The following is a 26,084-nucleotide window of genomic DNA, read 5'->3' as shown; positions in this document are numbered from 1 at the left end:
CTCGACGCTTTCCGCTCCGGCACCCTGCCCAACGCTCGAAGCATTCCGCGGAGCGGGGTGTTGGAAGGAAAAGACGTCGGCGAGGTCAAGCGTGCGAAGGACGATGGCCGGCTGCCGATGGAGGATCACAACACTCGCCTCGTCGTGATCGGACGAGACGCGGCGGCGGCACGATTCGTGGCCGAAGCTCTCGCCCGCGAGGCGTTCCATAACGTGGCCTACTTCCGCGGAACGTTCGACGAAGCGCGGGCTGTCCTGAGGCCATGAGTGGAGCGATGCTCCGGAGTCGATCATAGGGACCGTCAGGACCTGCTCAGTGCTACGGTCGAACGACGTGCCTCACTTCGTAAGCTCGGTACTGCAACGCCTCCGCCAAGCGCATCACCGTCACCCGCTCCTCCCCGGCGAGGTCCGCGATCGTCCGCGCCACGCGCAGCGCGCGATGCACCCCTCTCGCTGACATTCCGGCTCGGTCGATCGCGTCGGCCATGAGCTTCTGACCCACGGAATCCAGGCCGCACGCCGGCCGGAGCCGGCCATCGGGAAGATGCGCATTGAGGTGGCCACGCTCTCGCTGGGTGGCGCGCGCGGCGATGACTCGCTCACGCACCGCCGCGCTCGGCTCGGCCGCGGCCGCCGCGACCAGCTCCGCCGACGTCAGCGCGGGCACTTCGATCTGCAGATCGAGCCGGTCCAGCATCGGGCCGCTGACGCGCGCGGCGTAGCGCTGCAGGTCGGTCGGCGTGCAGCGGCAACCGCGGCGCGGATGCCCGAGCCATCCGCAAGGGCACGGGTTCATTGCGGCGACCAGCAGCGCGCGCGCAGGAAAGCACGCGGATCCGTTGGCGCGGCTGATCCATACCAGGCCGGTCTCGAGCGGCTCGCGCAAGCCTTCGAGCAGATGCCGTGGATACTCGGCCAGCTCGTCGAGGAACAGCACGCCGTGATGCGCGAGCGACAGCTCACCCGGTCGCGGCGGCGAGCTGCCTCCGATCAGCCCGGCGCGCGAGAGCGAGTGATGCGGCGCACGGATCGGACGCTGTCGCATGAGACCGCGACCCGGCGGTCTCTGCCCGGCGGCCGAGTGGAGGCGCGTGACCGTGAGCGCCTCCTCGGCGGTGAGCGCGGGCAGGATGCCGGGCAGGCGGCGCGCGAGCATGGACTTGCCGGCGCCGGGCGGTCCCACCATGAGCACGTGATGACCGCCGGCCGCCGCGATCTCGAGCGCGCGCCGCGCCACGGCTTGTCCGCGCACGTCCGCGAGGTCTTCGCCCGTGGCCGGCTCGGGGTCGGGCGGCGCCGCGCGCTGGACGGAGAGGTCGGATCCACGCGCCCAGGTCACCACGTCATTCAATGTGCCGACGGGATGAACCGACAACCCTTCCACGAGTGCGGCCTCGGGAGCGCCGGCAGCGGCGCACAACAATCGCGACGAGCCGGCTCTCCACGCCGCTTCCGCGAGCGCGAGCGTGCCACGCACCGCGCGGACCGTGCCGTCGAGCGAGAGCTCACCGAGCGCCGCGGCGGATGCGAGCCGATCGAGGGGAATCTGCTCGGTGGCCGCGAGCACGCCGAGCGTCACCGCGAGGTCCATCGAAGCGCCTTCCTTGCGGCGGCCTGCGGGCGCGAGGTTCACCGTGACGCGTCGCTCAGGCGGTTTGAGGCCGGCGTTGCGCAGCGCGGGCCACACGCGGTCTCGCACCTCGCGCACCGAGGCATCGGGAAGGCCCACGAGGGTGAATCCCGGGAGGCCGGGGCCGACATCCACTTCACAGTCGACGGCCTGGGCGTCGAGTCCCCACAACGCGGCCGTCTTGATGCGGGCGAGCATCGCCTGACTCCGCGGGGGCGAGCGCGGGAGCGACGGCGGGCCGCCAACCTAGACCAGCCTCGCGGGTCCAAGCAAGCGTGACGCCCGCCGCTCGGGTACGCTCCCACCCCGGGAGGTGGCATTGACCACGAGTGTCCTCAGCTCGTTCAGCTACTGGGTGGAGTCCGGCCGTTTCGCGGCCGGCGAGCACCCGGCTTACGGGGGTCGCCAACAGCTGGAGCCTCGGCTGCTGGCGTTGGTGAACGCGGGCATCGACTCCTTCCTCGATCTGACCGAGGAAGGGGAGAGCGAACACTACGGCGGCTTGCTCGCCGTCACCGGCGCCGAAACCACGCTCATCCATCGGCGCCGCGCCATTCCCGACATGAGCGTTCCCACGATCGAGCACATGATCGAGACGCTCGACCTGCTCGATGAGTCGCTGCGAACCCACCGCGCGACCTATCTCCACTGTCTGGCGGGGGCAGGTCGCACCGGAATCGTGGTCGGTTGTCACCTGGTGCGGCACGGGATGAGTGGCGGCATGGCGATCCAGGAGATCGGTCGACTGCGCGCCAGGATGCGGGCAAACGGACTGCAGTCGCCCGTCACCGATGCGCAGCGGGAGTTCGTGCTCGAGTGGGCGCCGGGTCGCTGATCAGCCTTCGCCGTTCCCGACGCGCCCGGCAAGCCTCGCCAGGGCGCGGGTGAGATCGGGCTTCATCTCGAGCACCGCTCGCATCGGGTCCTTGCCCAGCTTCTCCATGCGCGCGATCGCGTTCTTGATCGTGAACCTGCCGTTCTCGAGCTTGGGGTTCACCTCCTCCCACGTGAGCGGCATGGAGACCGTCGCGCCCGGCAGCGGCCGAACGCTGAACGGCGTGACCATGAGCTGGCCATGGCGGTTCTGCAGGTAGTCGAGGTAGACCTTGCCGCCACGTGAGCTGATCATGCGCTGGATGGTCGAGATCTTGGGATGCTGGTCGTGGATGACGCGCGCCAGCAGATTGCCGAGCATCCGCGACTGCTCGTAGGTGAGCTGGCGCCCCAACGGGATCAGGATGTGGATGCCGGTCGAGCCGGTGGTCTTCGGAAGGCTCGGAAGCCCGATGTCCTCGCACAGCTCGTGGACGGCGCGCGCCAGCAGGATGACGTCGGAGAAGGGCGCTCCCTTCGGATCCAGATCCACCAGACACCAGTCGGGCCGCTGCAGCGTCTCCACCCGGCTGTGCCAGATGTGGAGCGGAATGGTGCCGAGATTGGCGAGGTACGCCATGGTCGTCTCGTCCTCGCACACGATGTAGCGGATGTCCTTCTGGCCATCCTCGCTCCAGATCGGCGCGCGACGGATCCAGTCCGGGAGGAAAGTCGGCGCGTCCTTCTGATAGAAGCTCTTGCCTTCGATGCCGTCGGGGTAGCGGGTCAGCACGCATGGCCGGTCCATGAGGTAGGGCTCGAGCCACGGCCAGGCGGATCGGTAGTAGTCGATCAGATCGCCCTTCGTGTAGCGCTCGGCCGGCCAGAAGATCTTGGTGAGATTGGTGAACTTGATCTCGGGTGGCCCCTCGGGCTCGGGCTCCGGAGTCTGAGCTGGCGCATCGGTCACCCGCACCCGCTTGCCGCGAGAGAACGGCGAGCGCTTGGGCGGCGGGCCGTTGCCCGCGACGGCGGAGTCGGGGCGCGGGCCGGGTAGTGCGGAGTACAAGCACTCTTCGGGTTTCTTGTCCTCGCGCACGCGCGAGAACACCGGGTGACGCAGCAGGCCTTCGGTCGTCCACGTCTTGTAGCGGACTTCCACGACCATACGCGGCTCGACCCAGTGGTGCTCGTGCCCGACCGGCAGCGAGCCGATGCACGCCGGCTGGTCGCGGGCGATGGCCTCGAGATCGGCGCCCATCTCCTCGAGCTGGCGCGCGTTGAAGCCGCTGCCGGCGCGTCCGCAATAGACGAGGCGGCCATCGTCCAGGTAGGCGCCGACGTGGAGGGCGCCGAATCCGCCGCGCCCGCCCTTTCCCGCGGTGTAGCCCACCACGACGAAGTCCCCAGAGCGGTCGGCCACCAGCTTGAGCCATTGATTGGACCGCCCGCCGCGGTAGGGCGCGTCGGCCTTCTTGGCGATCAGCCCTTCCAGGCCCATGTCGCGCACGCGCTCGAACAGCTCCTCGCCGCGCGCCTCGACGTGGTCGGAATAGCGGAGCGCGCCGGTCTTCGGCACCAGCTTCCGCAGCAGCTCCTTGCGCCGGGTGAGCGGCAGGCCACGCAGGTCGTGGCCTTCGAGCCCGAGCAGGTCGAACACGACGAGCGTCACCGGGTGCTCGACCGCGGCCCGCTCGGCATCGCGCGCGCGCCGGATCTGGCCACGCTGCTGGAGGCGGGCGAAGCTCGGCTTGCCGGTCTCGTCCAGCACGACGGCTTCTCCGTCCAGCACCGCGTCGCCGCACGGCAGGGCGCGCACCGCTTTGGCGATCTCCGGGAAGATCGCGGTGACATCATTGCCGTTCCGGTAGCGGAGATACGGCACGCCGTCGGATGTGCGCGCCGCGATCATTCGATAGCCGTCGTACTTGAGCTCGAAGAGCCAGTCCTTGCCGGAGAAAGCCTTCTCCGCGGTTTCGCACAGCATCAGCTCGAGCTTCGCCGGATCGACGTGGCCGTGCTTGGCCTTGAGCTTTCCAAGCGCCGACGCGATCTCTCGCGCGCCGGTCTTGCCTTCACCGAGCTCTTCCACGGTGAGCCCGGAGAGGATCGATTCCTCGCCGAAGGGCGGCTCGCCGGGGCGCGCCCACGCGTCCTTCTTCTTGTAGAGCAGCCAGTCCTTGGGGCCGCGCTTGGTGCGCACCAGGATCCACTCGCCACGCAGCTTGTATCCATGCAGCTCGAAGTGGAGCTTGCCGGAAGCCTCGAGCTGGTCGGGGTCGTCGATCGGCACCCAGCGCCCGCGATCCCACAGGATCACGGCACCGGCGCCGTAGTTTCCGGCCGGGATGACGCCTTCGAAGTCCGCGTACTCGACCGGGTGGTCCTCGACGTGCACCGCGAGGCGCTTCTCGCTCGGATCGAGGGACGGCCCGTTGGGGACCGCCCACGAGATCAGCGTCCCGTTCCATTCGAGCCGCAGGTCGTAATGGGTCCGCCGGGCGGCGTGCTTCTGGATCACGAAAAGGTAAGGCCGCTCGGCCGAGGCCTCGCCAAAAGGCTCGGGCGTTGCCTCGGCTTTGCGCTTCTTGCGGTACTGCGTCAGCCGGTCGGTTTTGGGGGTGCCTGGCACTGGGAGGCCCGTGCTAGAGTCGACGCCTATGAGCGCACATTCGATTGCTTCGGCGACCATTTCTTTTGGTCTGGTGACGATTCCCATCCGGCTCTACTCCACCGGACAGAGCTCCGAGTCTATCTCCTTCCGCATGCTCCACAAGAAGGACGCCGCTCCCCTCAAGCAGCAGTACATCTGCTCGAAGGAAGGCAAGGTGGTCGAGCGGGACGAGATCGTCAAAGGCTACGAGTACGCCAAGGACAGCTACGTCGTCTTCACGCCCGAGGAGCTCAAGGCGGTGGAAGAAGAGGCGACGCGCGCGATCGCGATCACCGAGTTCGTCCCGGTCGCCGCGGTCGACCCGGTCTACTACGACCGGCCTTACTACCTGGGCCCCGACAAGGGCGCCGAGCGCGCTTACAAGCTGCTCAGCAAAGCGATGATGCAGGCCGAGGTCGTCGGGCTCGCGCAATACGCGGCGCGTGGCAAGCAGTACCTGGTGATGCTGCGGGCGATGGAAGGCGGCCTGGTCATGCAACAGCTCCGCTACGCCGAAGAGGTGCGCCCCTTCTCCGAGATCGGGGTGCCCAACGTCGACGTCAAGCCCGAGGAGCTGAAGCTCGCCATGCAGCTCATGGAGCAGAACATCCAGGAGAAGTTCCACCCCGAGCGCTACAAGGACACGGTGCGGGAGCGGATGATGGAGATCATCCAGCAGAAGGTGGAAGGGCAGGAGATCACCTTCGCCGAGGCCGAAGAGCCGAAAGCCCAGATCATCGATCTCATGGACGCGCTCAAGGCGAGCCTGGGTGTCGAGGAGGACGGGCGAAGGACGAGCAAGGCCTCGAAGCCGGCCGCCGACCGCAAGCCGGCTCGCCGCTCGCCGCGAGGACACGCCAAGGTGGAGGCGCCGAAGAAGCGAGCCTCGCGTTAGCCGTACGAGTTTGCTTCTCGACGCCGCTCCACTGTGATACTCCAGCGTGGTGAGCATGGACAGCTCCTCGACGGTCAGGCAGGCAGCCTACGCCAGCGGGTACCCCGCCCGTGACGTCGCACGCCTTCTCGGGCTCACGGTGCCGCAGATCTCGGCATTCGTTCGCGCCGGCTGCCTGAGCCCTCAGCGCGGACCCGGCCGCGAGCTTCGCTTCTCCTTCCAGGATCTGGTGCTGCTCCGCGCCGCCAAGGACCTGATCGAGCGCATGCCGGCGCGGCGCGTGCAGCGGGCGCTGATGAAGCTCCGCGAGCAGCTTCCCGCAGGACGGCAGCTGGCGGCGCTGCGACTTACCGCCGAGGGTGAGGACATCGTGGTGCGCGACGGCGCGTCGGCCTGGAATCCCGTGTCCGGCCAGGCGGTTCTCGACCTCGACGTCCGGTCACTCGTGTCGGCCGTCGCGCCGCTCGCGCGGCAGGCGGCGGACGCGGCGCAGGAGAGCGACGGAATGGACGCCGAGGATTGGTTCCACCTCGGCTGCGACCTCGAGCCGGTCGAGCCCGAGCGCGCGCGGGAAGCGTATCGCCGCGCGGTCGAGCTGTCGCCGGAGCACGCCGATGCCCATCTGAACCTCGGCTGCCTGCTGCACGAGGCGGGTCGGCACTCCGAAGCCGAGGCACACTACCGCGCCGCCCTTGCGACCCGCCCGGAGGACGCCACCGCGGCCTTCAACCTGGGCGTGGCGCTCGAGGACCTGCGCCGGCCCCACGCGGCGGCGACGGCCTACGAGAAGGCGCTCGAGCTGGACGATGGCTTTGCGGATGCCCACTTCAATCTCGCGCGGCTGTGGGAGCGGCTCGGCCAGCCGCGCAAGGCGATCCGTCATCTCCACGAATTCCGCCGCCTCGGCGGCGAGGCGCCGGCGAGCCGCTAAACCCTTCGGGCAAAACCCTTAAGTCCATCCCGCCGACGCCGATAACTCCGGGGACCTGCACCCGGAGGCTGCGTGACCGCCCTGCCCGAACGATCTCCCGACGAAGACTGGAGGGAGAACACCGTAGACCCCATGAGCCTCGAGGCCGCGGCTTCGTCGCTCCACGACCTGCTCGACCGCGAGACCGAGCAGAAGGAGCGCCTGGCCGCGCTCCTGACGGTGAGCCAGGCGATGGTGAGCTCGCTCGAGCTCGACACCATCCTCTCCACCATCGCCCAGCAGGTGCGCAAGGTGATCCAGGTGGACGAGTGCACCGTGTTCCTCATCGAGGACGCCGACCGCACGCTGCGGCCGGTGGCGTGCGACGTCCAGGCCTATCGCGACGAGGTCATGGCGCTTCGCCTCAAGATGGGCGAGGGCATCACCGGCGGCGTGGCCTCGACCGGGCGCGGCGAGATCGTCAACAAGGCCGAGGACGATCCGCGGGCCATGGACGTGCCGGGGACTCCCGAAGAGGTGTCCTCGCTGCTGTGCGTCCCGCTCTTCGCCCGGGATCAGGTGATCGGCGTGATCACGCTGGTGCGCATCGGGCCCGAGCGCCGCTTCTTCGTGGAAGGCGACCTCGAGCTGGCCACGCTGTTCGCCGCGCAGTGCAGCGCCGCCATCACGAACGCGCGCATGTACGAGCAGATCAAGCTGGCCTACGAGGAGCTGCGCGCCACCCAGAATCAGCTCGTGCAGTCGGCGAAGCTGAACGCGCTCGGCGAGATGGCCGGCGGCGTCGCCCACGACTTCAACAACATCCTGGCGGCGATCCTCGGCCGTACGCAGCTCCTCCTGCGCGCCGCGCAGGAAGGCGAGATCCGGCGCCAGCTCCAGGTCATCGAGCAGGCCGCCCTCGACGGCGCGAGCACGGTGCGCCGGGTGCAGGAGTTCACGCGCCTGCGTCAGGACGAGGACTTCGAGCCGATCGACGTGAACCAGGTGATCCGCGACGTCATCGAGTTCACGCGCCCCGCCTGGCAGACGAACGCCAAGAAGCGAGGCGTCTCGGTCGAGATCCGGCAGTTCCTCGAGGCCACCCAGCCGATCGCCGGCAACGGCTCCGAGCTGCGCGAGGTGTTCACCAATCTGGTGCTCAATGCGCTCGACGCCATGCCCTGGGGCGGACTCATCCTGCTCACCACGCAGGATGCGGATTCCGGCGTCATGGCGCGGGTGCGAGACACCGGCATCGGGATGGATGCCGAGACCCAGGTGCGCGTCTTCGACCCTTTCTTCACCACCAAGCCGGTCAAGGGAACGGGCCTCGGTCTCTCCGTGGCGTACGGCATCGTCACCCGCCATCACGGCAGCATCACGGTCGACAGTCAGCCCGGCCTCGGCACCGAGTTCACGCTGCGCTTCCCGTGCAATCCGGTCTCCGTGGCGGCTTCGCGTGGCGGAGACCCGTCATCGGCCGGCATTCCCGCCATGAGCATCCTGGTCGTCGACGACGAGGAGCCTGTCCTCGAAGTGCTCGCCGACATGCTGCGCGACCGCGGCCAGAACGTCCGGCTCGCGCTGGGCGGCGAGGCGGGGCTCGCCGAGTTCCAGAGACGCCCGCCCCAGGTGGTGTTCTCCGATCTCGGCATGCCCGAAGTGAACGGTTGGGACGTGGCGAGGCGCGTCAAGGCGCAGGCGCCGGAGATCCCGATCGTGCTCGTCACCGGATGGGGCTCACAGCTCGAGGAAGGGAGCGCCCAGGCGCGCGGCGTCGACCTGATCATCGCCAAGCCTTTCTCGATGGAAGACGTCGATCGTGCGCTGAGACACGTGGGCGACATGATCTCCGGCCGCGTGCGCGGCTGACGCGTCACGAAGCTCAACTCCGCCGCATCTCCGGCCGATAACCATGACGGCTGCGGCACCTCGCCGCGGCCTTCCCAAAAGACGCGGAGAGAGTCCTCATGTGGCTGCCCTGGGTGAGCCTCGTCTCATTGTTGTGGATGGGTCCCGGCATCGACGCTCACAACGCCTCCCAGTCCGTCGAACGGCGCGCGCATTCGAGCGGCTCCGTGGCGGGGCGGATTCCCGAGCCGCCGGCATCGATCGTTCGCCTGGGAGATCCCGCGCCCAACTTCGCCTTCGAGGGATTCGGCGGGCGCTCCATGCGGCTCCATCACCTGCTCGATCAGGGTCCCGTGCTGCTGGTGTTCGGGCCGCGCGAGGCGGACCTGAAGAAGCTCCAGCAGCAGCGGGAGGCCCTCCTCGATCTGGGCGTGATCCCGGTGGCGGTGGTGGACGCGCGGCCCAATGCGACGCGGTCGCTGGTGAAGCGTCTCGGCCTTCAGTACACGGTGCTCGCCGACTCCCGTGGAGTGATCGCCGGTCAGTTCAACGTCGTCGATGGCGAACGGATCACACCCGGTTGTTTCATCCTCGATGCGCGCGGCCGGGTGTGCGGCCTGGTGCGTGGCAGCCTTCCGAATGTGGAGTACGCGCGGCTGTGCTCACGCGCGCTCGCCATCCCCATGGCGGGCGCCACACTGCCTGGCGCCCGCTGAATCTCGCCCGCGATTCTCGCTTCTAGTAGCCGGTGATCGTGTAGTGGGCGAGGCTGGCGATCTCCTCGGGAGGGGCCTGGCCCTGGAGCGCCAGGCGCACCATGCTGTGCCGATCGAGCACCACGAACCCGCGCGTCGTGGCCCGGCGCTCCTGGTCGTAGTAGCCGTAGAGCGCCGAGATCTCGCCGGTGGGATCGGCCAGCAGCTCGAAGGGCAGCCGCTCGTCTTCGGCGTAGGTGCGCAGGCGTTGCGGCTTCTCCTTGCACACGCCGTAGACGAACGACCCGGATTCGATCAGGCGCTCGTGAATGTCGCGCAGCGCGGCGAAGTCTTCGCGATTCTCGGAGAAGACCAGCACCAGCCAGTCGCCCTTGAGCCGCGACAAGGTCAGCTCACGTCCCGAGCTCGACATCACGGTGAAATCCGGAGCGGACTGACCCACGTGGACGACGCCGGCCACCCGCAACTGACCGACCGGGATGGCCTGCGAGCCCGACTCGGTTCCCTGAGACGGCGTGGGAACCTTGTCGAGGTTGGGCTGCGCCGCCGAAGGGGCGGCGACACACAGGAGCGCACAGACGACGAGGACCTTCACAGCGACCTCCTAGGGCGGCATCGCCCTCGAGGGTGACGCGCGCGACGATCCCGCCGGGTCGCTCGACACGGCATCGACCGCCGCACGCGCCGCCTTCAGATTCGCAGCCGGGGTACGGGGGGGAATGGAACATCCCGGGGCGACCAGCCAGCGACGGCCCCCGGTCTGCTCGAAACCGCGGCGCACTTCCGCGGTCACAGCGTCGACTCCCGATTGCAGCGCGCCCTCGTGCGAGATGCCTCCCATCAAAGCACCCGGCAGTCGCGACAGCGCCTGGTCGAGCGTGGGATTGGTGGGATCGGTGGCGTCGTACGAAAAGGCCTGCACCGGATAGTCGGACAGGTCGAACAGCAGGTTGCGAGGCTTGCACACGTGCAGCACGTTGAAGGGTGCGCCCGCCGCGGCCGCGAGCAGACGCAGGTCGTAGGGCCGGGCCCACTCGCGGTACTCGTCCGCGGTCATCCAGGTCTTCGAGGCCCAGTCGGTGGTGGCGAGATAGATTCCGTCCGCGCCGTGCGCGATCACCTGGGTGACGAACGGCTCGAAGGTCGCGGTCACGACTTCGAGCGCCTGGCGCACGGCGTCGGGCTCTTCGCGCATATGGAGCTTGAGCACGCCCGGCTCCTCCACCATCTCCGCCAGGATCGCGAGCGGCGTGAACACCGTCTCGATCATCGGAACGTCGTCGGGCAGTCGCTGGCGCAGGAGGCGCACGGCCTCGAGCTGCTCTCCGAGTGCTTTGTGCTTCGGATTCTTCGGCGTCAGCTTGCGCCAATCCGGCGGCTGATGGATGGGCCATGACTCGAGCACCGGCTTCTCGTCCGCGCGTCCCGGGTAGCGGTAGCGAACGCCCCAGTCCTCGACGTGGTAGTGCTTCCGAGGATTGAGCTTCACCCAGTCCCAGCCGTACTCGCGCTGGTGCTCCAGGGTGGCGTCGACGAGCTCGAGGGCCGAGGACTCCCGGTGGTAGAAGTGGCCCCAGAAGGAAACCGCGGGCCTGTCGACTGCATCGCCGCGCAGCGTGGCCCAAACGCGTTCGCGCGACGTTCTCACCGCCATGCAGCCCCCCGGTCTAAGAGGTCCCGCGGCGGGAGTCAGCTGACTCTCGTCGAACAGGAGCCTACGCCCAGGGGTGGCGGTGGACAAGAAGTGTGAGCCCCTCCTAGCCTCGTCTGCATGGGGCGTGCCCTCCGCGTCACGATGGGGATCCTGATCCTGGCCGGTCTGGGCTGCGGACGGCGCGAATCGCGCTCGGAACCGCCCACTTCCTTGCCGGTCAACGTGATGGCGGACACCGGCCGCAGCGAGCGGCTGCGCATCGTGAGGCCCGCTTCCCCCGCTCCGGCCCCCAAGGTGTGGCTCGCCAAGGTCTCCCCATCCAGACCCGAGCCTCTCGATCCGGCGCTTCCGGTCCCGAGCCCTGACCTGGTCGAGATCTCCGCCGATCCTCCGCTCCTGGTCGTCGACCAGGACCTCAAGCCGCCATTGCTGCGGAGGTCCGGCAATCTCATCCCGCCGGTCGGGAGACGCGGGACCGTGGAGCTCGACGTGCGCGTCGACGAGGAAGGCAATGTCTCGGACGCGCTGTGGGCCGCCGGCAGCAACGACAGCCTGCTGGTCGAGGCCGCGGTCTCGTGCGCGCTCGAGATGCGCTTCTATCCGGCGCTGCAGGGAGGGAGGCCGATCGCCGTGTGGTGCCGCCAGCGATTCGACTTCGGGAGCAGGTGATCACGATGGCTCATGCCGGATCGCGACTGCCCGGGAACCGTCTTCAGCTCAGCCGCTGCACCCAGATGCGCCGGGTCTTGATGACGTCGAAGCCTTCGCTCCGGTAGAGCTCCAGCGCACGTGAGTTCTCGCCGTCGACCGTGAGCCGCACGCTCGCGACCTTCTGCTCGAGCAGCCACGCGGTGCCCCAGCGCACGACCGCACGACCCAGACCGATCCCGCGTGCCTCGGGGCGCACACCGAGCACGTCGAGATCACCGAACTCCGGATGGATCGCGCAGCGGCAGAATCCCACGCAGCGGCCGTCGCGATAGGCCAGCACCAATCCCGAAGCATGGAAGTGCGGCTGGCGCGTGAGCATCTGACATTGCTCGATGGTCGAGGTCAGGCTCATCGGGCTCTGCTCGAAGGCGGCGTTGCTGCAGTCGTTCCAGTCCCGGAGCGCTTCCGGCGATCCATCGAAGGTCCGCGCCTCGATGCCGGCCGGCCACGCGACGACCGGCTTCTCGAGATGCCGCCGCTCCATGTCCCAGAAGTACCGGTCGTGAGTGAAGCCTGTCGCCGCGGCGAAGGCCTCACCCTCGGGGCACGGCTCCCAGTAGCTGATCTTCACCTCGGCGCCCGGGAGCTCGAGCGCGAGCGACGAGCGCGCCTGCTCGAGCAGCCCGCGACCCAGGCCGCGACGGCGATAGCGCGGTCGCACGGCGACCCGAACCACCGACCAGGGCCCGCGCCCCGAGTCGAGCTTGAACGCGGTCGAGAACCCCGCCAGCTCGTTTTCGCCTTCCGCGACCCAGGCCTTCGCGGGCCCGACGAAAGGATGGTTCAGCGGGTCGTCGAGCTCGTGGCTGTCGATCAGCCACTGGAGCTGAGGCCGCAACGCCGGATCGCGAAGCACCGCGTGGAAGGCGTCACGATCGGCGGGGCGATAGGGGCGTGGCGTCAGCATCGGCGCACCGTAAGGGGGCTCGCCAAACCGGGTCAATGGAGCGGGTGGCGTGCAGGCAGCGCCGGTGCTAGCGTGCCGCGCCGTGGCTTCGACGTCGCTCGATCTCGCCGCCCTGCGCGCGCTCGTGCCCCGCCTGGCGGGACGACGCATCGTGGTGTGGGGCGACCTCATGCTCGACCGCTACCTGTGGGGCCGGGTCGATCGCATCTCGCCCGAAGCGCCGGTGCCGGTGGTGGAGATCGAGCGAGAGACGTTCGCGCTCGGCGGCGCCGGCAACGTGGCCGCCAACCTCGCCGCGCTCGGCGCGCGGCCGGTGCTGGTCGGCGTGGTGGGGCGCGATGCCGAGGCGGATCAGCTGGTCGACGCGCTCGCCGCGCGGGGGATCGAGACCGGCCCGATCGCTCGGGATCCTTCGCGGCCGACCACGGTCAAGACCCGGATCATCGCGCACCAGCAGCAGGTGGTGCGCGCGGATCGCGAAGCTCGCGCCGAATTCAACGGGGCGCTGGCCGAAAGCACCACCCGCGCGCTGGCCCAGGAGATCGAGCGCTCCGACGGATTGATCGTGAGCGACTACGGCAAAGGCGTGATCACTGCGGCCGCGCTGCCGGCCGCACTCGCCGCGGCGTTCCGCCGCGGCGTTCATGTGAGCGTCGATCCCAAGGAGAGCCACATCGACGCCTATCGGGGCGTCAGCATCCTCACGCCCAATCAGTACGAAGCCGGCGGCGTGATGGGCCGGCGCATCGTGGATGAAGCTTCGTTGATGGACGTCGGCTGGGGACTGCTGAAGCGCGTCGAGTCCAAGGCGCTGCTGATCACCCGAGGTCCGGGCGGGATGAGCTTGTTCGAGCAGGGCGGGCGCTACACCCATCTGCCGACCGTGGCGCGCGAGGTCTTCGACGTGACCGGGGCAGGGGACACCGTGGTGAGCGTGGTGGCGCTGGCGCTCGCGGCCGGCGCGGACTTCGTCGAGGCCTGTGCGCTCGCGAATCATGCCGCGGGGATCGTGATCCGTGAAGTCGGCACCGCTTCTTGCACGCCGGACTCGTTGCTCCAGGCGCTGGCCGAGAGCCCCGCGTGACCGCCGATCGGCTGCCGGACGAGGCGGGCGAGACGCTCGCTGCCTGGCGCCAGGCCGGAGAGTCGGTCGTGTTCACCAATGGCGTGTTCGATCTGCTTCACCGCGGCCACGTGGAATACCTCGAGGAAGCCGCGGCGCTCGGCGATCGTCTGGTGGTCGGCATCAATGCCGACGCCTCGGTGCGGCGTCTCAAGGGCGAGCAGCGTCCACTGGTCCCCGATCACGAGCGCGCCGAGCTGGTCGGCTCGCTGGCTTGCGTGGACCTGTGCGTGATCTTCGAAGAGGACACGCCCGAGCGCCTGATCCATGACGTGGGGCCCGACGTCCTCGTGAAAGGCGGCGACTGGGCGATCGACCGCATCGTCGGCCGCGAGTTCGTCGAGTCACGCGGGGGCCGTGTGCTGACCGTGCCGGTGCGCGAAGGCCATAGCACCACCGGGCTCGTGACCCGCATCCGAGCGGGACGCTCCGCGCTCGACCCGTGAGACGCTTGTGGCTCACCGCCATCGCACTCTGCGTGGCGGCGCCGGTGCTCGCGCAAACCGGCACGGATGCGAATGCGCGCCAGGCGCTCGAATCCATTCGCCCGACGGCGCTCGAGGGCCACGTGCGCTTCCTGGCCGACGACCTGCTGGAGGGCCGAGGCACCGCGACCCGAGGCTACGACCTGGCGGCGCGTTACGTCATCGCCCAGTACCAGCGCATCGGGCTCGAGCCCGCCGGTGTCGATGGAAGCTTCCTGCAGCCGGTTCCGCTGCGCCGTGCGACGCTGCGGCGGGCCGAGAGCGGCGTCTCGCTCACGGTCCAGGGGCGGCGCCACGATCTCAGGATCGAGCGCGACTACCTGATGAGCGCCGACCCCTACGCACGCGAGACCGAGGTGAATGCCGCGATCGTGTTCGCCGGGTATGGCATCACCGCCCCGGATCTCGGCTACGACGATTTCGCGGCAATCGACGCGCGCGGCAAGATCGTCGCCGTGCTGTCAGGCGCTCCGCCGGCATTTCCGCATACGCTCCGCGCGCACTACTCGAGCAGCCGCGTCAAGGACGCGAACATGGCGGCGCACGGCGCGGTCGGGGTGCTCACGATCCGCACGCCGGTCGACGAGCGCCGTGCGACGTGGGAGAAGATCGCGCCGCAGTCGCGACAGCCTTCGATCCGCTGGATCGGGGCCGACGGAATCCCGGATGGCGTGACGCCGGAGCTGCGCGGCGCAGCGACGCTGAATCGCGCGGCGGCCGAGAAGCTCTTCCAGGGCGCCCCTTCGCCCCTGGCCGAAGTGTTCGACGCGGCGGAGAAGGGCAAGCTGCGCGGCTTCGATCTCCCGGCGCGCGCGCGGATCCGCCGCGCTTCTCGCCACGAGTCCGTCTCGAGTCCCAACGTGGCGGGAATCCTGCGCGGCTCGGATTCGAAGCTGGCGCGTGAGGTCGTGGTGCTCACGGCCCATCTCGACCACCTGGGGATCGGCGCGGCGGTTCAGGGGGATTCGATCTACAACGGCGCGTTCGACAACGCGACCGGGATCGCCGCCCTGATCGAGGTCGCCGCGGCTCTGGCCGCGACCCGCCCGCGGCCCAAGCGCTCGGTGCTCTTCCTGGCCGTGACGGGCGAGGAGAAGGGTCTCCAGGGATCCAGCTACTTTGCCGAGCACCCGACCACGCCGATCGAGGACCTGGTGGCCAACCTCAACATGGACATGTACGTGATGGTGGGAACGCTGCGTGAAGTCGTCGCGCACGGGGCGCAGCACTCCACGCTGGCGGCGGTCGTCCGCCAGGCCGCCACGACGCTGGGGATCCACGTGGTCACCGATCCGACGCCGGAGCAGGTGGTTTTCATCCGTAGCGATCAGTACTCGTTCGTGCGGCGCGGGGTTCCGTCACTGTTCGTCACCGGGCGCGGTGGCGCGTCCTCCCAGGCAGCGCTCGATGATTGGCTCCGTCGCGTCTATCACAGCCCGCAGGACGACCTCGGACAGCGGATGGACTACGAGTCGCTGGCCCGCTTCGCGCGCCTCCATCTGCTGATGGCGTCTCGTGTGGCCAATCAGCCCAGCCGGCCGCGTTGGAACCCGGGAGACTTCTTCGGCGAGCTCTACCGGCGGCGCTGAGCGCGTCCGTCCTCCAGGCGCTGCTGCAATCGCGCTCACGCCCGGTCCAAACGGACGGCACATTGTAGAAAACCCCCGCGATCCGCCCGCGCAGCCGGCGCAGCAGCCGCCACTTCTCGACACATCCGACCTTTACGGCGCTGGCCCGGGCATTGCCAAAGCTCATGCATTCGGCCGAAGCAATCGGCCGACATGGGGAGGCAACATGCTCTGGACTATCACGATTCTGCTCGCCCTGCTGTGGCTGGTTGGAATGGTCAGCAACCATACGTTCGGCGGCTTCATCCATCTGCTCCTGCTGCTCGCCATCGTCAGCGTGCTGGTACGCATCATTCAGGGTCGGCGCCCGGTCTAGCGGTCTTCACCGCTTCGCGGCTCCGGCGAGGAGGTCTACATGCCAGCGGTCGTTCAGGTGGCCGTCGTGCTGCTCACCGTGGCACTGGTCGCGCTCTGCGTCTTCACCATCCGAGCTTTGTCCAGGATCGAGAAGGCGGTGGATCGTATTGGCACGACCGCGGAACAGCTGGGAGAAGCCATCACCGAAGCTCGTGGAATCGCTCACGAGGCCCATGAGGTCATGGAGATCATGGGTGACGCCGCCTCGCGCATTCAGCGGGTGACCACCCGGTTCGAGGGGCTCAGTGAGAGGGCGATTGCTGTCTCGAGGACGGTCATCGATGAAGTGGCCGCCCCCGTCGGAATGGCCGCCGCTGTCGTCCGAGGAGTGCGTTCGGGCCTAGGACTCATCGCATCGCGCCTGACCCATGCCCAGAAACCGAAAACCAATCATGGAGGTCAGTCATGAACGAACGAACCGGTCAGCACACCGGAAACGGTTCAGCGATGGGATTCATCTTCGGAGCGTTGCTCGGAGCCGGCGTGGCTCTGCTGTTGGCGCCCGCGAAGGGCAGCGAAACTCGGCACAAGCTCGGCGAGACGGCTCGCCGCCTGCGCCGCGACGTGCCGGCCAAGGCCCGCGGTCTGGCCAATCAGGCGCGCTCGACCTTTGGGGGGCTGAAGGAAGGCGTCCACCAGGGAATCAACGAAGGTCGTTCCGCGTACGAGCAGCAGCAGAAGGACACTCGCTCCGTGTACTCCGCGGAGCGCGAGGGAGCGTAACCCGAGAAAACAGCCGAGCCGACACTGCGCGGGTGATGGGCTGACAGGACCCGTCACTTCGCGCGAGTCGGCTCGGCGAATGGGTGACAGCCGCTTCGCTCTTGATTCCCGCCACGCCCGCGCGTAGCCTACTGCCTCTTTTCCCGGCATCTCCTGCATCGATCCGCCGGGCCATTCCCTTCGTCATTTCTGGAGGTCGCGGATCCGTCCGCGGACCCACGCATGCCGGAGACGTTCCTCAACTATATCGGGGGCCGCTGGGCGCCGGCGCGCTCCGGCCGCACCTTCTTCAATACCAACCCCGCGACCGGCGAGATGCTGGGCGAATACCCCTCGTCGGGTCCCGAAGAGGTGGATGCGGCGGTCGAGGCGGCGCGGGCCGCCTTTCCCGCGTGGCGCAAGACGCCCGCTCCCAAGCGCGCCGAGATCGTCTACCGCGCCGGTGAGCTGATCCGCGCCCGCAAGGAAGATCTCGCTCGCGCGATGACCCGGGAGATGGGGAAGGTCCTGATGGAGACCCGGGGTGACGTCCAGGAAGGCATCGACATGGCCTACCTCGCCGCCGGCGAAGGGCGCCGCATGTACGGCGTCACCACGCCCAGCGAGATGCCGGACAAGTGGGCGATGTCGGTGCGCTCGCCGGTCGGCGTGGCCGGCGTGATCACGCCGTGGAACTTCCCGTTCGCGATCCCTTCCTGGAAGCTGATGCCGGCGCTGGTGGCGGGCAACACCGCGGTGTTCAAGCCCGCGGGCGACACGCCCGAGATGGCCTGGCACTTCACGAAGATCTTCGAAGAGGCGGGGCTTCCGCCCGGAGTGCTCAATCTCGTTTTCGGCAGCGGCTCGCAGGTCGGCGATCCCATGGTGGCCCATCCCGGGATCCAGGTGATCTCGTTCACCGGATCCACCGAGGTCGGCCTCGCCATCGCGGGCAAGGGCGGAGCGCTCGGCAAGCGCATCTCGCTCGAGATGGGCGGCAAGAACGCGATCCTGGTCATGGAGGACGCGGACCTCTCGCTGGCCACCGAAGCGATCGCATGGAGCGCCTTCGGCACCACGGGTCAGCGATGCACCGCGTGCAGCCGGGTGCTGGTGCACCAGAAGGTGCACGACGCGCTGGCGGAGCGGGTCGCCGCCAAGGCGCGCGCTCTGCGGCTCGGCGACGGCCTCGACCCGGCGACCGAGGTGGGACCGCTCGTGAACCGGGGCCAGGTGGAGAAGGTGTCGGAGTACGTCGAGATCGGACGCGGAGAAGGCGCGCTGGTCGCGGGAGGCGCCGCGGCCACCGAAGGTGCGCTCTCGAAGGGGCACTTCTACAGGCCCACGGTGTTCGCCGACGTCCGGCCCACGGCGCGGGTCGCGGTGGAAGAGATCTTCGGACCGGTGCTCGCGCTGGTGAAGGTCGAGAGTCTCGAGAAGGCGATCGAGATCAACAATGCCTCGAGCTACGGGCTCTCGTCCTCGATCTTCACCGCCGACGTCAACCGCGCGTTCAAGGCGATGCGCGATCTGGACACGGGCATCGTGTACGTCAACCACGGCACGACGGGCGCCGAGACCCATCTGCCCTTCGGCGGCACGCGGGGCACCGGCAACGGCCATCGCGAGGCAGGCCACACCATGCTCGACCCGTTCACCGAGTGGAAGAGCATCTACGTCGACTTCAGCGGCCACCTGCAGCGGGCCCAGATCGACAACAACTAGAGACGCACGATGAACCTTCACGAGTATCAGGCGAAGGAGCTGTTCGCGCGGCACGGCCTGCCGGTGCTGCCCGGGCAGGTCGCGACCACGCCGGAGGAGGCGCGTGATATCGCGCAGTCGCTGGGCGGCGCCGTGGTGATCAAGGCGCAGGTGCTGGTCGGCGGTCGCGGCAAGGCCGGCGGCGTGAAGCTCGCGCAGGACCCCGACGAGGCCGCGCAGAAGGCTCGCGACATCCTCGCGCTCCACATCAAGGGCCTGCCCGTGCGCAAGGTGCTGGTCGCCAAGGCCGCCGACATCGCGCGCGAGCTGTACGTGGCCATCGTGCTCGACCGCTCGGCCAAGCAGCCGCTGGTGATGATCTCCGCCGAAGGCGGCGTCGAGATCGAGGAAGTCGCCCGCCAGACCCCCGAGAAGATCGTGCGCCATCTCGTCGGCGCCGGCGGGCTCCGGCCTTACCAGGCGCGCGCACTGTTCCAGCCATTGCTGAAGGACGGCAAGCTCGTGGCCCAGGCCACCGACATCCTGCTCAAGCTGTGGACGGTGTATCGCGACGGCGACTGCTCGCTCGCCGAGATCAACCCGCTCGCCATCACGCCGCAGGGCCAGGTGCTCGCGCTCGACGCCAAGGTGATCCTCGACGACAATGCCGAGTTCCGGCACCGCGAGTGGGGGACCTGGCGCGATCCCGACGAAGAGACGCCGGGGGCGAAGCTGGCGCGCGAGTTCGGACTCTCCTACGTGAAGCTCGAGGGCGACATCGGCTGCGTGGTGAACGGCGCCGGGCTGGCGATGGCGACCATGGACCTGGTCAAGCACTACGGCGGCGAGCCGGCCAACTTCCTCGATATCGGCGGATCGTCGAACCCCGACAAGGTGACCGCGGCGCTCAAGATCATCACCGGCGACTCGCACGTGCGGGCCATCCTGTTCAACATCTTCGGCGGCATCACCCGCTGCGACGACGTGGCGCGCGGCATCGTGCAATCCCTCGAGGCCTCGCCGCTCCAGATCCCGCTCGTGATCCGGCTCACCGGAACGAACGAGGATCTCGCGCGAAAGATCCTCTCCGAGAAGGGACTCGCCGCCACCACCTCGATGGACGAAGGCGTGCGCACCGTGATCGCCAAGGCCCAGGAGGTCGCGGCGTGAGCATCCTCATCGACAAGAGCACGCGCCTCATCGTCCAGGGCATCACCGGTCGCGACGGCAGCTTCCACGCCCAGCAGATGATGAGCTACGGCACCAAGGTGGTGGCGGGCGTGACGCCGGGGCGCGGAGGCGAGAGCGTCCACGGCGTGCCGGTGTTCGACAGCGTGGCCGAGGCCATGGCCGCCACCAAGGCCAACGCCTCGGTCATCTACGTGCCCGCTCCCTTCGCCGCCGACGCCATCTTCGAAGCCACGGATGCCGGCGTCGGCCTGATCGTCTGCATCACCGAAGGCGTCCCGGTCCGCGACACGCTCGCCGCCTATCACCACGTCGCCTCTCACCGCGAGAGCAACGGTGGCGTGCGACCCCGGCTCATCGGACCCAATTGTCCCGGCCTCATCAGCCCGGGCCTGTCCAAGGTCGGCATCCTGCCCGGGCAGATCTGCAAGCCAGGTCCGATCGGACTGGTCTCGCGCAGCGGCACGCTGACCTACGAAGTGGTGCACCAGCTCACGCATGCCGGTCTCGGCCAGAGCACCTGCATCGGCATCGGCGGCGATCCGGTGATCGGCACCAACTTCATCGACACGCTGGCGATGTTCGACGCCGATCGCCAGACCGAAGCCATCGTGCTGATCGGCGAGATCGGCGGCAGCGACGAGGAAGAGGCCGCGCAGTTCATCCGCCGCCGGGTGAGAAAGCCGGTCGTGGTCTTCATCGCCGGCCAGACGGCACCCCCCGGGAAGCGCATGGGCCACGCGGGCGCGATCGTGTCGGGCGGCAGCGGAACCGCCGCCGAGAAGATGGCCGCGTTCCAGGCGGTCGGCGTGCCGGTGGCGCGCATCCCCTCGGAGATCCCGGGGCTGGTTGCCGCGGCCCTGTCTCGCCGCCGTTCGGGACGTGCCGCGAATGGTCCCGCCGCGCGAAAGACCCGGAGCTCCGCCAACGGAACCCGGGCGAAGACGCGAGCGCGCACCTCGGAATCGCGCGATGCCGCGCGGTCCACTCGTCGCGTCTCGAAGACCGCCTCGCGCAAGCGTCGTTGAACCCGAGACCCAACCCACCATTCAAGAGGAGAGAGCCGTGGCCCTGGAGAGGACCCTGTTCATCGTCAAGCCCGATGCCGTTCAGCGCAATCTCACGGGCAAGATCCTGGCGCACGTCGAAGATCGCGGCTTTCGGCTGGTCGAGGCTCGCATGGGACGCATCACCCGCGAGGAAGCCGAGACCTTCTATGAGGAGCATCGCGCCAAGCCGTTCTTCAAGGACCTGGCCGATTACATGACCTCCGGCCCGGTCATGCTGACCTGCCTCGAGCGCGATCAGGGGGTGGCGTACCTTCGGGAAGTGGTGGGAGCCACCGATCCCGCCCAGGCGGCCCCGGGCACGATCCGCAAGCTCTATGGCCAGAGCAAGCAGATGAACTCGGTTCACGCCTCCGACAGCGTGCCCAGTGCGGAGCGGGAGCTGAAGATCTTCTTCGGGGTCACGGCACCGGCTCGCTGAGCGCCGGGATTCGCGAGCACAGGCCCGCAACTCGCTGCGATCAGCCTCGCTGGACGGGTCGCGGAACCCTGTGCTAGTGTCCGTCCGGTTCTCGGCTCACCGTCGCGGTCCTCGATATGTCTGCATTTGTCATCAACTTAGCGACCGTGAACCCGGGAAGGAATCGGGTGGAGGCGAGGGCGGAGGCGACAGCCTTGGACTTGCCGGGGGCGGAATGGCCCGGGGAAGTGCGGGGCGTGTTCGACATCGACCGAGCTGGAAACCAGGTGGCGCTCAAAGGAATGGTGTCCGCCCTGGCCCGGCTCGAATGCGTGCGATGCCTTCAATCCTTCGATCAACCCGTCGAAGCCGAGCTGACGGTGCTCGCGGACCGCGCGGGCAGCGGACGGCGCCTCGAGGAAGCCCTCGAGCGCGACAACTACATGAAATTTCACGACGGCCGCCAGCTCGACGTCCGAGAAGAAGCGCGCGAAGCCTTGTTGCTCGAGCTTCCAATCACGCCGCACTGCAGAGAGACCTGCTTGGGACTGTGTCCACGGTGCGGAGCGGATCTCAACCTCGGGCCCTGTGCATGCCAAGGATCGCGTTGACGCGACCCCAACGGGGCGCGGACAGGAGGATTTGATCGATGGCAGTTCCCAAGCGCAGACACTCCAGCACGCGTGGGCGCAAACGCCGCACGCACTGGAAGCTGGGCCGACCCGGGCTGAATTCCTGCAGCCACTGCAGCAGTCCCAAGCAGCCGCACCGCATCTGTCCGAACTGCGGCTTCTACGACGGCGAAGAGATCGTTCAGCCGCCCGCCGAGTGATTCCCGGCCGGGACTCCTGATGACCACCCCGATCCCGCACATCGGGATTGACGCTATGGGTGGAGACCACGGCGCCTCCGTGGTCGTCCAGGGCGTTGCCTTGGCGCTGCGCGAGATGCCCGGGCGCTTCCGCGTCACCTTGATCGGCGACGAGAGCGAGATCCAGAAGGCGCTCAAGCACGAGGGCGCCGACAAGCTTCGAGTCGAGCTGGTCCACGCCTCCGAGAAGATCGACATGGCCGAGAAGGCGGCGGCCGCGGCGCGCAAGAGCACGTCGTCCCTGGCGGTCATGGCCCAGCTCCACAAGGAAGGCAAGCTGGACGCCATCTTCAGCGCCGGCAACACAGGGGCGGTGGTGGCCACCGCGCTGCTCAGCCTGGGCCGTCTCGAATCCGTGTCGCGGCCCGCGCTGGCCGCGTTCATCCCCAACGCCGCCGGGGGCTGCGTGGTGCTGGATGTCGGCGCCAACTCCTCGTGCAAGGCGTCCTACCTGGTGCAGTTCGCGCACATGGGGGCGGTCTACGCTCGCTACCTCCTGGGACGCGAGAACCCCCGCGTGGGGCTCCTGTCGATCGGGGAAGAGGACACCAAGGGGAACGAGCTGATCTTCGAGGCCCTGCCTCTGCTCCGCCGGGCCGCCCACCTGAACTTCGTGGGCAATGTCGAGGGACGTGACGTATTCCGAGGCAGTTGCGACGTCGTGGTGGCCGACGGCTTCACCGGCAACGTGGTGCTCAAGACGGCCGAGGGAGTCGCCGAACTCTTGTTCAGGCGCATCCGAGCCGAAGTCTCGGGCGATCCCCTGGCGATGGCGGGCACCTTCCTCATGCGGCCGGCCCTGCGTCGCCTGATGCGCCAACTCGACTGGGAGGAGCATGCCGCCGCCCCGCTGCTGGGGGTCAACGGCGTCTGCTTCGTCGGCCATGGCAGCAGCAGCCCCAAAGCGATCCGGAGCGCGATCCGCACCGTCACCACGTTCGTGGAGCAGCGGGTCAACGAGCACATCCGGGAAGAAATCGAGGCGGACCGTGAAACCGCAGCCTGAGATTCGCGGCGTGACCATCACCGGCACCGGCATGTACGTGCCGGACGCGATCCTCAGCAACTACGATCTCGAGAAGATGGTGGACACTTCCGACGAGTGGATTCGCGAGCGCACCGGCATTCTGGAGCGCCGCATCGCGGCTCCCGACCAGGCGTCCTCCGACCTCGCGGTCGAGGCGTCGAAGCGCGCGCTCCAGATGGCGGGCCTCGAGCCGAACGACGTGGATCAGATCATCCTGGCGACCACGTCGCCCGACCGTTACCTGCCTTCGTGCGCGTGCACCGTCCAGCAAAAGCTCGGCGCGACGCGGGCGGCGGCTTACGACATCTATGCCGCGTGCACGGGATTCGTGTTCGGAATGGGACTGGCGCGTGCCGTCGTCGGATCCGGCCTCGCCGACACCGTGCTGCTGATCGGCGTGGAGACCCTCACCCGCATCGTCGACTTCAAGGACCGCAACACCTGCGTGCTGTTCGGCGACGGCGCCGGGGCGGCGATCATGCGCCCATGCAAGGCCGGCGAAGGTTTGCTCGCGACCGACATGCACAGCGACGGCCAGCTCGGCGACGTGCTCGAGATCGCGGCCGGCGGGTCGCGTCTGCCGGCGAGCGAGGAGACCGTGCGCGACCGGAAGCACTTCATCTCGATGCGGGGGAAGAAGCTCTTCCCGTTCGCGGTGCGCTCCATGGAGGAGAGCCTGCGCACCGTGCTCGATCAGGCCGGGCTCACGCCCGACGACCTCGATCTCGTGATCCCGCACCAGGCCAACCGCCGCATCCTCGACGCGGTGCGCGAGCGCCTGGGCGTCCCCGAAGAGAAGATGGTGGTCAACATCGAGCGTTATGGAAACACCTCCTCGGCCTCGATCCCGATCAGCCTCGACGAAGTGGTGCGAGCCGGTCGCGTGAAGCCCGGCGACTGCGTGGGCCTCGCGGCCTTCGGCGGCGGCGCCACCTGGGGCGCCTCGCTGATCCGATGGACGCTGGCGCGCCAGACACCGGAGAACGCCAAGGATGCCGCCTTGGGCGCGGCCTCGCGGCTGGCCAGGACCTCGAGCGCGTCATGAAGCTGGCGTTTCTCTTTCCGGGGCAGGGGGCGCAGAAGGTCGGCATGGGCCGCGCGCTGGCCGAGGCGCACGCGGATGCGCGCGCCGTCTTCGACACCGCCGACCGTGTGCTGGGCTTCCCGCTGTCGCGTCTTTGCTGGGAAGGCCCGCTCGATGAGCTGACCCGCTCCGTCAACGCGCAGCCCGCTCTGCTCACCCACAGTGTCGCGGCGTTGCGCTTGGTCCGCGCCGCGGGACTCAAGCCCGCGTGGGTTGCGGGACACAGCCTGGGCGAGTACTCGGCATGCGTCGCGGCGGGCGCGATCGACTTCGAGAGCGCGCTGCGGCTCACCCGGCGCCGCGGCGAGCTGATGTCGCAGGCGGGGCACGAGCGGCCCGGCACCATGGCGGCGATCCTCGGGATGACGGCCGATCAGGTCGAAGCGGTGTGCCGCGATTCCGCCGCGGATGGCGTGGTCGTGCCCGCCAACTACAACGCTCCGGGACAGGTCGTGATCTCGGGCGAGATCCCGGCGGTCGAGAAGGCATGTGCGCTGGCCACCGAGCGCGGCGCGCGACGCGCGATCCGCCTCGAGGTGAGCGGCGCGTTCCACTCGCCCTTGATGGCGTCGGCGGCCCGCGAGCTCACGGCCGCGCTCGAAGCCGCGCCGCTGCGCGATGCCGATTGTCCCATCCTGGCCAACGTGAGCGCGGAGCCGGTGAGGCTGTCGTCGGAGATCCGCGCGTCGCTCGCCGCCCAGCTCCTGGGCGCGGTGCGCTGGGAAGCCACGCTGCGCCGCCTGATCGCCGAGGAAGCCACGTGCGTCGAGCTCGGGTCGGGGACCGTGCTGCGCGGCCTGCTGCGCACCACCGACAAGCAGGCGCGCTCCTGGAACGTCGAGGACCCGGAGAGCCTGCAGGCGACGCTGGCCGGTCTCGGCGTGACGGCGGGAAGCGCGGAGGGCGCATGACGCAGGCGCACGAGGCGCTCACCCGCAATACCGGCCGCGACCTGGAAGGCCAGGTGGCGTTCGTCACCGGCGGAGCGACCGGCATCGGCCGGGCGATCGCCGGGACGCTGAGCCGCCGCGGCGCCGCGGTGGCCATCTTCGCGCGCAATCTCGAGCGCGCCAACCAGGTGGCCGAGGCGCTCCGCCAGGGGGGCTCTGAGGCCGAGAGCTTCGAGACCGATATCGCCCAGACCGCGATGGTCGACGCCGCCATCGAAAAGGCCATCGGCCGGTTCGGCCGGGTCGACATTCTGGTGAACAACGCCGGGCTCACCCGTGACGGCGTCTTCCTGCGGATGAGCGACGAGCAGTGGTCTCAGGTGATCGACACCAATCTCGGCGGCGCGTTTCGCTGCAGCCGGGCGGTGGCGCGAACCATGATGAAAGCCCGCTACGGACGGATCGTGAACGTCTCGTCGGTGGTGGGTCTGATGGGAAACGCCGGGCAGGCCAACTACGCCGCATCCAAGGCCGGACTGCTGGGGTTGACCAAGTCGCTGGCTCGCGAGCTCGCCTCGCGGAACGTGACGGTCAACGCGATCTGCCCGGGCTTCATCGAAACCGACATGACGGCCGCGCTCCCGGAGGCGGCGCGCGCCGATTTGATGGCCAGGATTCCACTCGGCCGGCTCGGAACCCCGACCGAAGTCGCCGAGGTGGTGGCTTTCCTGGCATCGCCCCGGGCCGCATACGTCACCGGGCAGGTGTGGACGGTGGACGGCGGCATGGTGATGTAAACGGAAGAACCCACGCCA

The 26,084-nt window shown here is 68.7% G+C and carries 28 protein-coding genes; 23 read left to right on the top strand and 5 right to left on the bottom strand.

Annotated features, from left to right (window positions below; all coding sequences use genetic code 11):
• On the top strand, positions 1-267 hold a 267-nt coding region (locus tag VFQ05_07355), incomplete at its 5' end, for a rhodanese-like domain-containing protein (protein ID HET9326570.1).
• A 52-nt stretch (positions 268-319) separates the two neighbouring features.
• Here VFQ05_07355 and VFQ05_07350 read toward each other — a convergent pair.
• Positions 320-1,831, bottom strand: coding sequence for a YifB family Mg chelatase-like AAA ATPase (locus VFQ05_07350; protein HET9326569.1), 1,512 nt, complete (start codon positions 1,829-1,831; stop codon positions 320-322).
• A gap of 121 nt (positions 1,832-1,952) precedes the next feature.
• On the opposite strand from VFQ05_07350, the gene VFQ05_07345 reads away from it, so the two are divergent.
• Complete coding sequence (locus VFQ05_07345; protein ID HET9326568.1) at positions 1,953-2,468, top strand: phosphatase; 516 nt, start codon at positions 1,953-1,955, stop codon at positions 2,466-2,468.
• On the opposite strand, the gene ligD is transcribed toward VFQ05_07345, so the two are convergent.
• A complete protein-coding gene (gene ligD, locus VFQ05_07340) occupies positions 2,469-5,078 on the bottom strand; it encodes a DNA ligase D (protein HET9326567.1) in 2,610 nt (869 codons plus the stop codon).
• Positions 5,079-5,106: 28 nt separating this feature from the next.
• On the opposite strand from ligD, the gene VFQ05_07335 reads away from it, so the two are divergent.
• The 4 genes from VFQ05_07335 to VFQ05_07320 all read left to right on the top strand — a co-directional run bounded on the left by VFQ05_07335 (position 5,107) and on the right by VFQ05_07320 (position 9,471).
• Positions 5,107-5,994: a Ku protein gene (locus tag VFQ05_07335; GenBank protein HET9326566.1), complete on the top strand. Its 888-nt coding sequence runs from the start codon at positions 5,107-5,109 to the stop codon at positions 5,992-5,994.
• A 55-nt stretch (positions 5,995-6,049) separates the two neighbouring features.
• Positions 6,050-6,925: a tetratricopeptide repeat protein gene (locus VFQ05_07330; GenBank protein ID HET9326565.1), complete on the top strand. Its 876-nt coding sequence runs from the start codon at positions 6,050-6,052 to the stop codon at positions 6,923-6,925.
• 72 nt (positions 6,926-6,997) lie between these two features.
• A complete protein-coding gene (locus VFQ05_07325) occupies positions 6,998-8,776 on the top strand; it encodes an ATP-binding protein (protein HET9326564.1) in 1,779 nt (592 codons plus the stop codon).
• Between the two features lie 98 nt (positions 8,777-8,874).
• Positions 8,875-9,471, top strand: a complete 597-nt coding sequence (locus tag VFQ05_07320; GenBank protein ID HET9326563.1) for a redoxin domain-containing protein — start codon at positions 8,875-8,877, stop codon at positions 9,469-9,471.
• A gap of 22 nt (positions 9,472-9,493) precedes the next feature.
• Here VFQ05_07320 and VFQ05_07315 read toward each other — a convergent pair whose 3' ends face one another.
• Positions 9,494-10,066, bottom strand: a complete 573-nt coding sequence (locus tag VFQ05_07315) for a peroxiredoxin family protein (protein HET9326562.1) — start codon at positions 10,064-10,066, stop codon at positions 9,494-9,496.
• 9 nt (positions 10,067-10,075) lie between these two features.
• Positions 10,076-11,212, bottom strand: coding sequence for a uroporphyrinogen decarboxylase family protein (locus VFQ05_07310; protein ID HET9326561.1), 1,137 nt, complete (start codon positions 11,210-11,212; stop codon positions 10,076-10,078).
• A gap of 30 nt (positions 11,213-11,242) precedes the next feature.
• Here VFQ05_07310 and VFQ05_07305 point away from each other — a divergent pair, with 30 nt between their 5' ends.
• Complete coding sequence (locus VFQ05_07305; protein ID HET9326560.1) at positions 11,243-11,794, top strand: energy transducer TonB; 552 nt, start codon at positions 11,243-11,245, stop codon at positions 11,792-11,794.
• A 43-nt stretch (positions 11,795-11,837) separates the two neighbouring features.
• On the opposite strand, the gene VFQ05_07300 is transcribed toward VFQ05_07305, so the two are convergent.
• Entirely contained in the window at positions 11,838-12,743 is a 906-nt protein-coding gene (locus VFQ05_07300) for a GNAT family N-acetyltransferase (protein HET9326559.1), read from the bottom strand.
• A 49-nt stretch (positions 12,744-12,792) separates the two neighbouring features.
• Between VFQ05_07300 and rfaE1 the strand changes: the two genes are divergently transcribed.
• From rfaE1 to fabG, 16 genes are all read left to right on the top strand, one after another.
• Positions 12,793-13,827 carry a D-glycero-beta-D-manno-heptose-7-phosphate kinase gene (gene rfaE1 / locus VFQ05_07295; GenBank protein ID HET9326558.1) on the top strand — a complete coding sequence of 345 codons (1,035 nt, stop codon included), beginning with the start codon at positions 12,793-12,795 and terminating at the stop codon, positions 13,825-13,827.
• Positions 13,824-14,312: a D-glycero-beta-D-manno-heptose 1-phosphate adenylyltransferase gene (rfaE2, locus tag VFQ05_07290; GenBank protein ID HET9326557.1), complete on the top strand. Its 489-nt coding sequence runs from the start codon at positions 13,824-13,826 to the stop codon at positions 14,310-14,312. Before rfaE1 ends, rfaE2 begins: the two co-directional genes overlap by 4 nt.
• Positions 14,309-15,940 (top strand): M28 family metallopeptidase, encoded by a 1,632-nt coding sequence (locus VFQ05_07285; protein HET9326556.1) that lies wholly within the window; start codon positions 14,309-14,311, stop codon positions 15,938-15,940. The genes rfaE2 and VFQ05_07285 overlap by 4 nt, the downstream gene beginning before the upstream one ends.
• 205 nt (positions 15,941-16,145) lie before the next feature.
• Positions 16,146-16,295 carry a lmo0937 family membrane protein gene (locus VFQ05_07280; protein HET9326555.1) on the top strand — a complete coding sequence of 50 codons (150 nt, stop codon included), beginning with the start codon at positions 16,146-16,148 and terminating at the stop codon, positions 16,293-16,295.
• 39 nt (positions 16,296-16,334) lie between these two features.
• Entirely contained in the window at positions 16,335-16,745 is a 411-nt protein-coding gene (locus VFQ05_07275) for a hypothetical protein (protein ID HET9326554.1), read from the top strand.
• Positions 16,742-17,059, top strand: a complete 318-nt coding sequence (locus VFQ05_07270) for a YtxH domain-containing protein (GenBank protein ID HET9326553.1) — start codon at positions 16,742-16,744, stop codon at positions 17,057-17,059. The genes VFQ05_07275 and VFQ05_07270 overlap by 4 nt, the downstream gene beginning before the upstream one ends.
• A gap of 222 nt (positions 17,060-17,281) precedes the next feature.
• Positions 17,282-18,763, top strand: coding sequence for an aldehyde dehydrogenase family protein (locus VFQ05_07265; GenBank protein HET9326552.1), 1,482 nt, complete (start codon positions 17,282-17,284; stop codon positions 18,761-18,763).
• A gap of 9 nt (positions 18,764-18,772) precedes the next feature.
• Complete coding sequence (sucC, locus tag VFQ05_07260) at positions 18,773-19,912, top strand: ADP-forming succinate--CoA ligase subunit beta (GenBank protein ID HET9326551.1); 1,140 nt, start codon at positions 18,773-18,775, stop codon at positions 19,910-19,912.
• The gene (sucD, locus tag VFQ05_07255; GenBank protein HET9326550.1) at positions 19,909-20,958 is read left to right on the top strand and encodes a succinate--CoA ligase subunit alpha; all 1,050 of its coding nucleotides are present in this window, start codon (positions 19,909-19,911) and stop codon (positions 20,956-20,958) included. The genes sucC and sucD overlap by 4 nt, the downstream gene beginning before the upstream one ends.
• 37 nt (positions 20,959-20,995) lie before the next feature.
• Positions 20,996-21,418, top strand: a complete 423-nt coding sequence (ndk, locus tag VFQ05_07250; GenBank protein ID HET9326549.1) for a nucleoside-diphosphate kinase — start codon at positions 20,996-20,998, stop codon at positions 21,416-21,418.
• A 194-nt stretch (positions 21,419-21,612) separates the two neighbouring features.
• Positions 21,613-22,008, top strand: a complete 396-nt coding sequence (locus VFQ05_07245; protein ID HET9326548.1) for a DUF177 domain-containing protein — start codon at positions 21,613-21,615, stop codon at positions 22,006-22,008.
• 38 nt (positions 22,009-22,046) lie between these two features.
• The gene (rpmF, locus tag VFQ05_07240; GenBank protein ID HET9326547.1) at positions 22,047-22,229 is read left to right on the top strand and encodes a 50S ribosomal protein L32; all 183 of its coding nucleotides are present in this window, start codon (positions 22,047-22,049) and stop codon (positions 22,227-22,229) included.
• A gap of 19 nt (positions 22,230-22,248) precedes the next feature.
• Positions 22,249-23,274: a phosphate acyltransferase PlsX gene (plsX, locus tag VFQ05_07235; GenBank protein ID HET9326546.1), complete on the top strand. Its 1,026-nt coding sequence runs from the start codon at positions 22,249-22,251 to the stop codon at positions 23,272-23,274.
• A complete protein-coding gene (locus VFQ05_07230) occupies positions 23,258-24,340 on the top strand; it encodes a beta-ketoacyl-ACP synthase III (protein HET9326545.1) in 1,083 nt (360 codons plus the stop codon). Before plsX ends, VFQ05_07230 begins: the two co-directional genes overlap by 17 nt.
• Entirely contained in the window at positions 24,337-25,290 is a 954-nt protein-coding gene (fabD, locus tag VFQ05_07225) for an ACP S-malonyltransferase (GenBank protein HET9326544.1), read from the top strand. Before VFQ05_07230 ends, fabD begins: the two co-directional genes overlap by 4 nt.
• Positions 25,287-26,066, top strand: a complete 780-nt coding sequence (gene fabG / locus VFQ05_07220) for a 3-oxoacyl-ACP reductase FabG (protein ID HET9326543.1) — start codon at positions 25,287-25,289, stop codon at positions 26,064-26,066. The genes fabD and fabG overlap by 4 nt, the downstream gene beginning before the upstream one ends.
• Positions 26,067-26,084 lie beyond the last annotated feature (18 nt).

The organism is Candidatus Eisenbacteria bacterium (assembly GCA_035712145.1).
In the GTDB taxonomy this organism is placed as follows: Bacteria; Eisenbacteria; RBG-16-71-46; order RBG-16-71-46; family RBG-16-71-46; genus DASTBI01.
This window is presented reverse-complemented; position numbering and strand designations above follow the sequence as displayed.

Bases quoted from the DNA above. Each gene is read 5' to 3' on its own strand.
- VFQ05_07320 (HET9326563.1), top strand. From the start codon at position 8,875: ATGTGGCTGCCCTGGGTGAGCCTCGTCTCATTGTTGTGGATGGGTCCC.
- VFQ05_07270 (HET9326553.1), top strand. From the start codon at position 16,742: ATGAACGAACGAACCGGTCAGCACACCGGAAACGGTTCAGCGATGGGA.
- fabD (HET9326544.1), top strand. From the start codon at position 24,337: ATGAAGCTGGCGTTTCTCTTTCCGGGGCAGGGGGCGCAGAAGGTCGGC.
- VFQ05_07350 (HET9326569.1), bottom strand. From the start codon at position 1,831: ATGCTCGCCCGCATCAAGACGGCCGCGTTGTGGGGACTCGACGCCCAG.
- VFQ05_07330 (HET9326565.1), top strand. From the start codon at position 6,050: ATGGACAGCTCCTCGACGGTCAGGCAGGCAGCCTACGCCAGCGGGTAC.
- VFQ05_07335 (HET9326566.1), top strand. From the start codon at position 5,107: ATGAGCGCACATTCGATTGCTTCGGCGACCATTTCTTTTGGTCTGGTG.
- VFQ05_07275 (HET9326554.1), top strand. From the start codon at position 16,335: ATGCCAGCGGTCGTTCAGGTGGCCGTCGTGCTGCTCACCGTGGCACTG.
- VFQ05_07300 (HET9326559.1), bottom strand. From the start codon at position 12,743: ATGCTGACGCCACGCCCCTATCGCCCCGCCGATCGTGACGCCTTCCAC.
- sucC (HET9326551.1), top strand. From the start codon at position 18,773: ATGAACCTTCACGAGTATCAGGCGAAGGAGCTGTTCGCGCGGCACGGC.
- VFQ05_07280 (HET9326555.1), top strand. From the start codon at position 16,146: ATGCTCTGGACTATCACGATTCTGCTCGCCCTGCTGTGGCTGGTTGGA.
- rpmF (HET9326547.1), top strand. From the start codon at position 22,047: ATGGCAGTTCCCAAGCGCAGACACTCCAGCACGCGTGGGCGCAAACGC.
- VFQ05_07265 (HET9326552.1), top strand. From the start codon at position 17,282: ATGCCGGAGACGTTCCTCAACTATATCGGGGGCCGCTGGGCGCCGGCG.
- VFQ05_07305 (HET9326560.1), top strand. From the start codon at position 11,243: ATGGGGCGTGCCCTCCGCGTCACGATGGGGATCCTGATCCTGGCCGGT.
- fabG (HET9326543.1), top strand. From the start codon at position 25,287: ATGACGCAGGCGCACGAGGCGCTCACCCGCAATACCGGCCGCGACCTG.
- plsX (HET9326546.1), top strand. From the start codon at position 22,249: ATGACCACCCCGATCCCGCACATCGGGATTGACGCTATGGGTGGAGAC.